This is a genomic window from Chitinilyticum litopenaei DSM 21440 (assembly GCF_000428145.1).
Taxonomy (GTDB): Bacteria; Pseudomonadota; Gammaproteobacteria; order Burkholderiales; family Chitinibacteraceae; genus Chitinilyticum; species Chitinilyticum litopenaei.
The window spans coordinates 132,399-142,329 of record NZ_ATZJ01000008.1 but is presented as its reverse complement, the minus strand read 5'-3'; the positions used below and the strand labels follow the sequence as shown (position 1 = coordinate 142,329).

12 protein-coding genes and 1 riboswitch are annotated in these 9,931 nt (G+C 63.4%); of the genes, 6 read left to right on the top strand and 6 right to left on the bottom strand.

All coding sequences use genetic code 11. The features are described from left to right. Positions 1-161: transposase (locus C515_RS24895; RefSeq protein ID WP_211233993.1), on the bottom strand; the 161-nt coding region annotated here is incomplete at its 3' end. A 209-nt stretch (positions 162-370) separates the two neighbouring features. Between C515_RS24895 and C515_RS0105760 the strand changes: the two genes are divergently transcribed. Both C515_RS0105760 and ahcY read left to right on the top strand, forming a co-directional pair. Further along, positions 371-820 (top strand): hypothetical protein, encoded by a 450-nt coding sequence (locus C515_RS0105760; protein WP_028454765.1) that lies wholly within the window; start codon positions 371-373, stop codon positions 818-820. Between the two features lie 84 nt (positions 821-904). Continuing rightward, positions 905-994, top strand: a riboswitch (S-adenosyl-L-homocysteine riboswitch). A gap of 68 nt (positions 995-1,062) precedes the next feature. Beyond that, positions 1,063-2,475 (top strand): adenosylhomocysteinase, encoded by a 1,413-nt coding sequence (gene ahcY, locus C515_RS0105755; protein ID WP_211233991.1) that lies wholly within the window; start codon positions 1,063-1,065, stop codon positions 2,473-2,475. Positions 2,476-3,070: 595 nt separating this feature from the next. On the opposite strand, the gene C515_RS0105745 is transcribed toward ahcY, so the two are convergent. The 4 genes from C515_RS0105745 to rsmD form a co-directional block, all read right to left on the bottom strand. Continuing rightward, positions 3,071-4,135, bottom strand: a complete 1,065-nt coding sequence (locus C515_RS0105745) for a tetratricopeptide repeat protein (RefSeq protein ID WP_028454762.1) — start codon at positions 4,133-4,135, stop codon at positions 3,071-3,073. Between the two features lie 65 nt (positions 4,136-4,200). After that, positions 4,201-4,452: a YfhL family 4Fe-4S dicluster ferredoxin gene (locus C515_RS0105740; protein ID WP_028454761.1), complete on the bottom strand. Its 252-nt coding sequence runs from the start codon at positions 4,450-4,452 to the stop codon at positions 4,201-4,203. Positions 4,453-4,632: 180 nt separating this feature from the next. Next, a complete protein-coding gene (locus C515_RS22340; protein ID WP_051304676.1) occupies positions 4,633-5,070 on the bottom strand; it encodes a potassium channel family protein in 438 nt (145 codons plus the stop codon). Next, the gene (gene rsmD / locus C515_RS0105730; RefSeq protein ID WP_028454760.1) at positions 5,063-5,629 is read right to left on the bottom strand and encodes a 16S rRNA (guanine(966)-N(2))-methyltransferase RsmD; all 567 of its coding nucleotides are present in this window, start codon (positions 5,627-5,629) and stop codon (positions 5,063-5,065) included. The genes C515_RS22340 and rsmD overlap by 8 nt, the downstream gene beginning before the upstream one ends. 106 nt (positions 5,630-5,735) lie before the next feature. Between rsmD and ftsY the strand changes: the two genes are divergently transcribed. From ftsY to ftsX, 4 genes are read left to right on the top strand one after another with little or no spacing between them, the layout of a single operon-like run. After that, entirely contained in the window at positions 5,736-6,854 is a 1,119-nt protein-coding gene (ftsY, locus tag C515_RS0105725) for a signal recognition particle-docking protein FtsY (RefSeq protein ID WP_028454759.1), read from the top strand. A gap of 19 nt (positions 6,855-6,873) precedes the next feature. Beyond that, the gene (locus C515_RS19720; RefSeq protein ID WP_051304675.1) at positions 6,874-7,416 is read left to right on the top strand and encodes a GNAT family N-acetyltransferase; all 543 of its coding nucleotides are present in this window, start codon (positions 6,874-6,876) and stop codon (positions 7,414-7,416) included. After that, positions 7,413-8,072: a cell division ATP-binding protein FtsE gene (locus C515_RS0105715; protein WP_028454758.1), complete on the top strand. Its 660-nt coding sequence runs from the start codon at positions 7,413-7,415 to the stop codon at positions 8,070-8,072. The genes C515_RS19720 and C515_RS0105715 overlap by 4 nt, the downstream gene beginning before the upstream one ends. A gap of 36 nt (positions 8,073-8,108) precedes the next feature. Continuing rightward, positions 8,109-9,011: a permease-like cell division protein FtsX gene (gene ftsX / locus C515_RS0105710; RefSeq protein WP_028454757.1), complete on the top strand. Its 903-nt coding sequence runs from the start codon at positions 8,109-8,111 to the stop codon at positions 9,009-9,011. Between the two features lie 245 nt (positions 9,012-9,256). Here the strand turns inward: ftsX and C515_RS0105705 are convergent, their stop codons facing one another. After that, positions 9,257-9,883: a pyrimidine 5'-nucleotidase gene (locus tag C515_RS0105705; RefSeq protein WP_028454756.1), complete on the bottom strand. Its 627-nt coding sequence runs from the start codon at positions 9,881-9,883 to the stop codon at positions 9,257-9,259. Positions 9,884-9,931: the final 48 nt, after the last annotated feature.

The window sequence follows — 9,931 nt, the reverse complement described above, 5'->3', positions numbered from 1 at the left end:
AGCGCCTTGGCGACGGCCTCTGACAAACCGATGCGGTGATCAGTCTGGCGCAGCAACATCAGTCCGCCATCGGAACTGAGTGCGCCGCCAGTGAAATTGGCCTCGATCTGGCAACGGCCAAGACGGCCAAACGGGAGTTCAGGTGCGGTACACTTTGGCATCGGCGGAGTTGTCTGTGGATCGGTCTGGAAAGCATATCCTATGCGGCTTTAAGCCCTCCGCCGACCCCGAACTCATGAAAAATCCGGGCTAGCCTTGCCAGCCAGCAGGCCGCAGCGCCTGTCCTGCCTTGGTTTGGACATGCATCAAACCACGCGTCGTCGTTTGCTGGTTTAATCGAGGCTTCCAGTATTGCTTGCAGGAGTCGCGCATGACTACCACCGTTCGCCTGGCCTCGCCGCCTGAATACCGTCAACTCGCCGAGCGTTACGCCGCGCAGGGACTGCCGCCGCCGACGCTGGCCGACATGGTGCTGCTGGCCGAGGAAGATGGCGCGATTCGCGGTGCGCTGCGTGTGGTGATGGCGCGCGGCCTGATGCGGCTCGACGGCGTGATCGCGCAAGACGACGAGGTGCTGGCGCTGCTCTTGCAGCAAGCCGGGCGCTGGATTGGTCGCGAGGCGTGCTGGACGCTGGCCAGTGCAGCAAACCTGCCAGTGTATCTGGCTGCAGGCTTTGAGGTGGATGAGTGTGCACCGGATACCCTGCGTGTCGAGGCGGTGGCGCGGGGCTTGCTGACCCTGTTGCGACCCGTGGTCGAGGATGCCGTCAGTACCGAGGCAATTGCGCTCGGCGCCAGCGCCTCGCCAACGCTGCATTGAGTGGCGCCGTGCCGCTGCTGCCGTTGGTACGGATGCGGGCTTTCCTGCAGTTATAAATTCCACCGCCTTGCGCTAGAATGCGCGTCTACCGAGGAGCGTTGCAGCCCGCCGTCGCCAGACGGACGAGGGTCAGGCTCGGTGGATCATGACTTTCTACAACGGCGCTCACCCTTTTCGTGTAAACCCTGCCGGGTTTCGATGACGGGTGGGCCGCATCGACCCGGCCACATTGGAGTTTGATCGTGGCCGAAGCTCAAAACGATTTCAAAGATTATCACGTCGCCGACATCAGCCTTGCCGCCTGGGGCCGCAAGGAACTGAACATTGCCGAAACCGAAATGCCGGGCCTGATGGCCGTGCGCGAGCAGTTCGGCGCGCAGCAACCGCTGAAGGGCGCACGCATTGCCGGTTCGCTGCACATGACCATCCAGACCGGCGTGCTGATCGAAGCACTCAAGGCCTTGGGCGCTGACGTGCGCTGGGTGTCGTGCAATATCTTCTCGACGCAGGATCACGCCGCCGCCGCGATTGCCGCCGCTGGCACCCCGGTCTTCGCGTACAAGGGCGAGTCGCTGGAGGAGTACTGGGAATTCACCCACCGCATCTTCGACTTCGGTAACGGCGAATACGCCAACATGATCCTGGATGACGGTGGCGATGCGACGCTGCTGCTGCATCTGGGCGCGCGTGCGGAAAAAGACCTGTCGCTGGTTTCCGCGCCGACCAACGAAGAAGAAACCGTGCTCTACGCCGCCATCAAGGCGCAGATCGCCAAGGACCCGAGCTGGTACTCGACCCGTCTGGCTTCGATTATCGGCGTGACCGAAGAAACCACCACCGGCGTGCATCGCCTCTATCAGATGCACGAGCAGGGCAAGCTGGCCTTCCCGGCGATCAACGTCAACGATTCGGTGACCAAGTCCAAGTTCGACAACCTGTACGGCTGCCGCGAATCGCTGGTGGATGGCATCAAGCGCGCCACCGACGTAATGATCGCCGGCAAGGTTGCCGTCGTGCTCGGCTACGGCGATGTGGGCAAGGGCTGCGCGCAATCGCTGCGTGGCCTGGGCGCGACCGTGTGGGTCACCGAAATCGATCCGATCTGCGCACTGCAGGCGGCAATGGAGGGCTACCGCGTCGTGCGTATGGACGACATCGCCGGCGAAGCCGACATTTTCGTCACCACCACCGGCAACGTCGGCGTGATCACGCACGAGCACATGAAGGCGATGCGCCACAACGCCATCGTGTGCAATATCGGCCACTTCGACAGCGAAATCGAAGTCGCCAGCCTGCGCCAGTACAACTGGGACAACATCAAGCCGCAGGTTGACCACATCGAATTCCCTGATGGAAAACGCATCATCCTGCTGGCCGAAGGCCGTCTGGTGAACCTCGGCTGCGCCACCGGTCACCCGTCCTTCGTGATGTCCAACTCGTTTGCCAACCAGGTGCTGGCGCAGATTGAGCTCTTCACCAAGCGCGAGCAGTATCCGGTTGGCGTGTACGTGCTGCCCAAGCACCTGGATGAAATGGTGGCGCGACTGCATCTGCAGAAGATCGGTGCCAAGCTGACCGTGCTCACGCCGGAACAGGCTGCCTACATCGGCGTCCCGGTGGAAGGTCCGTACAAGCCGGCGCACTATCGCTACTGATCGGCCATGCATGAGAGAAAACGCCAGCGCTTGCGCTGGCGTTTTTTTATATAGCAATGGGTATTGCCTTGCAGCCTTTCATTGGCAATGGCTGTAGGTATATACCCGGCGTCGTTGGCGTCGTTGGCGTTGTTGCGCGAGCGCCGGAGTTTCTGCGCGTAGCGCTTGCTGAATGGCAAGACTGCTCAGCAAACCTCAACCTGATTATGTCTCTCCTTCAGAAACCCTTTTTTCGTCATGCCCGCGAAGGCGGGCATCCAGAGCAAAGCTTGATTTCACACCGTCATCTGGATTCCCGCGTACGCGGGAATGACGATTCTGAAGCAGAGACCTAGTTAGGTAGGTAGCTCCGCAAAGTACAATTCGTCATGCCGGCGTCCCACGGGGATTCCCTAAGGCCAAAGCGGGAATCCGGCTGCAATGCCTGTTCCCAAGGCAAGCACAGAAACCCAGAGAAAAGCGGAAGCGGGTCATCGGCATTTCTCGGGGTTTTGCGGCCTCTGTGCCCTCTGTGTCTCTGTGGTTCACATGGATTTTGTGGTTTGCTCGAAAGGGTTGCCAATCTGCTTCTGCATTGGCCGAGCTGGTGTGGTGCTCAGGCTGCGGCCTTGCGGCTGACGTGACGGCGCTCCATGCCGGCCTGGCGGGCGCAGGTGTCGATGAACAGCGTGCGGCTCAGCGGGTCGTCGCGGTTTTCTTCACGCGTGACCTTCAGCAGGGCAAAGTGCCTTTGCCAGTGTTCGAATTCGCGCCGGGTTTCGCCGGTTTTGCGCAGGACCTCGGCCAGCATGCGGTGGGCCTGCATTTCCAGGTGTGTCGAGTTGATCTCGATCGCCAGCAGCAGCGCTTCGCGCATGTAGTACTCGGCGGCGAAATGTTCGCCCTGCGCCATTGCCACTTCGCCCAGACCCAGCAGATTGACGGTGCGGCCCCAGTTGTTGTGATTGCTGGCGTTGAGCATCAGGCTGCGGCGAAACAGCGCGCGCGCCTCTTCGCTGCGGCCCTCGCGCTGGGCGATGATGCCCTGGTAGTAGTACAGCTCGGGTTCGTATTCGCAGACGCCAGCCTTCAGCAGTTGCGCCTGCACTTCGGTCAGCCAGGCGTTGGCCAGCACGTGGCGCTGGCTGTGGATGGCATTGGCGGCGAGGTTGATATAGAGGCTGATCAGCGTATCGCTGCATTCGACATGGCCGGCGTATTGCAGCGCGGTATTGAGGTTGCGCTCGGCCACCGCGGCTTCACCGTAGATGAAACAGAGCTTGGCAATGCCGGTGTAGGCAATGACCAGCGCCCTGGCCCAGTTCTCGTTCAGGCCTGCTTCAAGAATGCCGAGGTAGCGTTCGCTGGCGTCGGCGTACATGCCGTCGCCATAGGCCGAATCGGCCGCGATGAAGAGCGTGTCCAGCCAGATGTCGCGCGCGCCGGCTGCTGCCGCGTCCTGCAGCAGGGCGTCGGCCAGCGGTTTGACGACGCTGCTGAAATCCTGCGCCCGCACGATGCGTGCCAGCAGCCGGCGGGCTTCCAGCATGTCGTGCGCCTGGCCGAGCTGCTCGGCCAGTTGCCGGGCGTGCTCGGTCAGCCGCCGGGCTTCGCCGGGGTCGCTGAGGATCAGCGAGCGGGCGATGTCCAGGGACTGGCTCAGTTCATGGTGCAGATTCATGGATGGGGCAGGGGGGTGACAATGAAAAAGGGCCGGCGTGTGCCGGCCCCGGATGGCTGGATCGATCAGGCTTCGCCGGAAATGATCAGGTATTTGGCCATCAGCTCGTCCTTGCTTTCTTCGTGGGCCGGGTCGTGCGGGATACAGTCCACCGGGCAGACTTGCTGGCACTGCGGTTCATCGTAGTGGCCGACGCACTCGGTACAGAGGTTGGGGTCGATCACATAGATCTCTTCGCCTTGCGAAATGGCGTTGTTCGGGCACTCCGGTTCGCAAACATCACAATTGATGCATTCGTCGGTAATCATCAGTGCCATGGATATACTTCCTCTGTAATCTGGATAAAAGACAATAAAAACAAGCAACTAGCTTCAGGGGCGGATTTTCCCACTTTCTGACAGCGGATACAACCGCAAAATCTGTGCGGCTTTGCATGCGGCATGCCTGGCTTGTTCATGCTGAAAGTCGAGCAAAATCATGTGTTTGGCGGCAAGTCATCAGGAATTCGTCTGGCGCTGGCTGTCGCTCAGGCGGGCAAACACTGCATAGAGAATCGAGGCAAAGAGGCCCAGCATCAGGCTGCCGTTGATGGCTTCCAGCGGGCCCAGCAGGCGCAAGTCACCTTGCAGCGTCATGTCGCCGTAGCCCAGTGTCGCAAAATTGACCACCGAAAAGTAAAACGCCGATTCATAGTCGGCAAAGCCGCCATACAGCCAGAAAATGATCGCCCACACGCCGGACTGGATCAGCGAGGCGGCCAGCAGCGCCAGCATCACGCAGTACAGCACGCCCACGACATGGCTGGTTTTGGGCGGCCGCCCCTGCAAGCGCTGCTGATTGTCACGCAGGAAGCGGGCAAACCAGGCCATGCTCAGCGACAGCAGCCCGATATTGAGGCCGAACACGATGGCGGCAAGCAAAATGGCTTTAAGCATGGCGCTTGTCTTCGCCTGCGCGGCGCAACAGCGCGTGCTGCACCTGGCCGGCGCGGCCTTCGCGCACGATTTCCCAGCCGGTCAGATCGGGCCAGGTGGCGCATTCGGCGTAGACGAGGCCGCCTTCCTTGAGCAGCGGTGCGACTGCCGGCAGCAGCTCGGGCAGCAGGTTGGCGGCGTAGGGCGGGTCGAGAAAGACCAGGTCAAAGTTATCCCCGCAGCCGGCGGCATAGCGGCGCGCGTCACCGGCGACGATTTCGACATTGTCGGCCTTCAGCAGTGCCTTGTGCTCGCGCAGCGCCGCCAGCGCCTCGCGGGCGAGCTCGACCATCACCACGCGTGCGGCACCGCGCGAGGCTGCTTCCAGGCCCAGCGCGCCGCTACCGGCAAAGAGGTCAAGACAATGCAGGCCGGTGCAGTCCTGGCCCAGCCAGTTGAACAGCGTTTCGCGCACGCGGTCGGGTGTCGGGCGCAGGCCGCTTTGCGTGGGGAATTTCAGCAGCCGGCGTTTCCATTGCCCGCCGATGATGCGTACCTGATTTTTAAGCGGTGAGGACATGGGTACTCCGTGGCAAGGGCGAGCGGCGGTGTCCGGGCCGGGCCACAACCTGTTAAAATCGCACCAAATCCGCCATTTTCCGGCCAGGAGCCGTAGCAAACAAGACATGTTCAGTTTTTTCCGCAAGAAACCCGCCAGGGACGAGGCCGCCAACCCCGTCGAGCCTGCCGCGCCGGAGGGTGTCGAGGCCGGGGCGCCGCACTCGCCAGTTGTCGAGGCGCAGGCCGAGCCGGTTGCAGAACCGCTGGCAGTTCCCGAAACCGCCAGCCCGGTTGCCGCGCCGGCCGTTGCGCAGCCGCAACCGCAGGACAAGCCCAAGCTGTCGTGGACCGAACGCCTGAAGGCGGGTCTGGCCAAGACGCGCGACAAGCTGGGCAAGAGCCTTGCCAGCGTGTTTGGTGGCGGCAAGATTGACGACGAACTGTATGAAGAGCTGGAAACCGTGCTGCTGACCGCCGACATGGGCGTCGAGGCAACGACCTTCCTGCTCGACGACGTGCGCGAGCGCGTCACCCTCAAGGGCCTGAAGGATGCGCAGGAGCTGAAGGGCGCGCTGAAGGACTCGCTGAACGACCTGATTGCACCACTGGAGATACCGCTGGATGTATCGGGCCAGAAGCCTTTCATATTAATGGTTGCAGGCGTAAACGGTGCGGGCAAGACCACCAGCATCGGCAAGCTGGCCAAGTATTTCCAGAGCCAGGGCAAGAGCGTGCTGCTGGCCGCCGGCGACACCTTCCGCGCCGCCGCGCGCGAGCAGCTGGTCGTCTGGGGCGAGCGCAACGGCGTGCAGGTGATCGCGCAGGAGTCCGGTGACGCCGCCGCCGTGGCGTTTGATGCCGTGAACGCGGCCAGGGCGCGCGGCGTCGACGTGATCATCGTCGATACCGCCGGGCGGCTCCCGACGCAACTGCACCTGATGGACGAAATCAAGAAAGTGAAGCGCGTGGTGCAAAAGGCCGATCCCACCGGCCCGCACGAAATCCTGCTGGTGCTCGATGCCAATACCGGCCAGAACGCCGTGAGCCAGGTGAAATCCTTTGATGATGCGCTGGGGTTGACGGGCCTTGTGCTGACCAAGCTCGACGGCACCGCCAAGGGCGGCGTGATCGCCGGCATTGCCAAGCAGCGCCCGGTGCCGCTGCGCTTCATCGGGGTGGGCGAGGGAATCGACGACCTGCGCCCCTTTGTTGCGCGCGACTACATCGACGCGCTGTTCGACTAGCGCGGAGCGGCGAGGCATCATGGCCCAGCCCACCTTGCTGAGCGCACGCCTGATCCTGCGGCCGCTGGCCGATGCGGATGCCGCAACGCTGGCGGCGCTGGCGGCGGCGCCGGAAGTGGCCAGCCGCACGCGCCATGCGCTGCAGACGCCGGAAGACGCGCAGGACTTCATTGCCGGCCTGCGCCACCCCTATTGCGAGGAGCGGGTGTTTGGCATCTGTCGCAAGCATGATCGGCAGCTGATCGGCTGCACCGGCATTTTGCTGGGCGAGCTGGAGGCCGACCTCGGTTACTGGTTGGCCCCGGCGCACTGGGGCCAGGGCTATGCCACCGAGGCCTTGCTGGCGACCCGTGATTACGCGTTCCAGCGCTACGAACTCTGGCAGCTCACCGCGCATCACCTGCTCGACAACCCGGCCAGTGGCCGCGTGCTGGCCAAATGCGGCTTCGAGCTGAAGGGGTTTCGCCGCGTCGAGCACCACGAGCGCCAGGTCGATGCGGTGTTTTATGAATTGTTGCGGGCGAAGTGGATCGCTCGCCCGGACAGGGAAGGGTTTCTGTGAGCGCCATCCAGTTCCAGCAGGTCAGCAAGAGTTACGCTGGCGGCTTTACCGCCGTGCAGAATCTCAGCTTTGAAATCACCAGTGGCGAACTGGTGTTTCTGGCCGGGCACTCCGGCGCGGGCAAGTCGACAATACTCAAGCTGATCGCCGGCATCGAAGCGCCCAGCAGCGGCACGGTGCTGGTCAACCGGCAGAATCTTGCGCGGCTCAGTCGGGCGTCGCGCCCCTATGTGCGCCGCCACATGGGCCTGATCTTCCAGGATCACAAGATCCTGTTCGACCGCAGTGTGTATGACAATGTGCTGCTGCCGCTGGATATCGTCGGCTTCGACGGCCGCGAGGCGAAGCGCCGCGTGCTGGCCGCACTGGACAAGGTGGGGCTGGCCGGCAAGGAAAAGCTCAACCCGGTTGCGCTCTCCGGTGGCGAGCAGCAGCGCCTGTGCATCGCGCGCGCCGTCGTGCATCGCCCGGCCATCCTGCTCGCCGACGAGCCGACGGCGAACCTGGATCGCGATTACGCCAACGACATCCTCGAGCTGTTCAAGTCCTTCCACCAGGTTGGCGTGACCATCGTCATTTCGGCGCACGATGAAAGCCTGATGGCCGATTATGGCCGGCGCATCCTGCGACTGAAGAACGGCCAGTTTACCGCCTAGTCTCTAAACCCTTGCCTGTATCGAGCTGAAGAGCATATGAAGAATTGGTTCCGGCAGCATACCCGTGCTTTGCGTCATACCCTGCTGGGCCTGCTGCGCCAGCCCGTCTCCAGCCTGCTCAATCTGCTGGTGATTGCCATCGCGGCGGCGCTGCCCATGCTGCTGTGGCTGCTGCTGGCCAGTGCCGGCGGCGTGGCGAATCGCCTGCCGGTCGAGCCGCAGCTGACGCTGTTTCTGAAGGCGGAGCGCGACGCGGCGGCGACCAAGCAGCTGGAAAAGGCGCTGGCGGCCAGGCCGGAGCTGGCGAAAATCCGCTATGTGCCGCGCGACGAGGCGCTGCGCCAGCTGGAAAACGCCACCGGGACCAGCGGCCTGACGGCCGGGCTGGGCGACAATCCGCTGCCCGATGCCTTTGTGCTGACCCTGCGCGGCACCGCCGCCGCGCCGCTGGCCGCTTTGCAGGCCGAGCTGGGCGGGCATCCGCTGGTTGCGGAAATCCAGGCCGATTCGGCCTGGGCGCAACGCCTGCAGCGCCTGATCGAACTCGGGCGCGGACTGTTTGACGTGCTGGCGGTGCTGCTGGCGCTGACGCTGCTGCTGGTGACCGGCAATGCGATCCGCATGCAGATCCTGACGCGGCGCGAGGAAATCGAGGTGGCGCGGCTGATTGGCGCCACCGACGCCTTCATCCGCCGGCCCTTCATTCATTTCGCGCTGGTGCAGGGCGTGCTGGGTGGCGCGCTGGCCTGCCTGCTGGTCTGGTTGATGCTGGCGCGCCTCAACCCCGCCGTGGTCGAGCTGGCCCGGGCTTATGGCCAGCAGTTCGCGCTGCAGCTGCCCGACTGGCGCGTGGCGCTGTGCGTGGTCGGCGCCACCGCAGCGCTGACGCTCGGCGGCGCCTGGCTGGCCGTGTGGCGGCATTTGCGCGATTTCCGCTGACGCGGATTGGCATGGCCCATGTCGCAAGCGGCAAAAATCCGTTTAGACCAGAGAGACCCTGGACCGGACCACCGCGATGCCAAGGGCTGGCGGAAGAAAGCCCGGAGAAAAACAGGGGATCCCGCGGCTTTTCCTGCTGATCGCTGTGCCGCTGTGGCGAATTCCGGCTTTGTTGAGTTTTGCCGCTCAATTCGCTCGGCACAGGCAGGAGGCCAGTGTTCGGGAGCGTACGGACGCGTATTGCCTCAGCGGCACAGCTCGGCGAGCGTGCGTATCGTCCGGTCGGCAGCAGGGTGCTGGCGGTGGCCGCGTCGCAGCCAGATGGTGCGCATGCCGAGCTTCCTTGCGGGCAGCAGGTTGGCCACGCTGTCTTCCACCAAAATGCACTGGCTGGCCCTGAGGCCAAAATGGCGCAGCAGGCGCCGGTAGGCAGCGCTGAAGGGCTTGGGGGTAAGACCCAGCGTGTCGATGGCGGCGATGCCGCTGAACTCGCCGCTGATGCGCAGGGCTTCGAGCATGGCCTGCGCATAGGCATGCGGACCGTTGGTAAAGAGAATCTTGCGGCCGGGCAGTCTTTGCAGTGTCTGGCGCAGCCCCGGCATCGGGTGGACTTCGCGCAGCAGTGTGTCCAGCGGGTGGCTGGCGGCGAGGAAATGCTGCGGGTCAATGTGCGGGTGATGGCGGCGCAAACCCAGCAGCGTGGCGCCGTAGCGCCGCCAGTAGTGCACGCGCAGCTGATTGGCGCCGGCTTGGTCGAGCTGCAGGTGCTGCATCAGATAGTGCGTCATCGCGGCATCAATCACCGGAAAGGCGTGCCGGCTGGCTTCGTGCAGCGTGTTGTCGAGGTCGAAGAGCCAGACGGGATGGCGCATGGGGCATGCATGGAAAAACGCAACGGGGCATTGTAGCCCCGTTGCGTT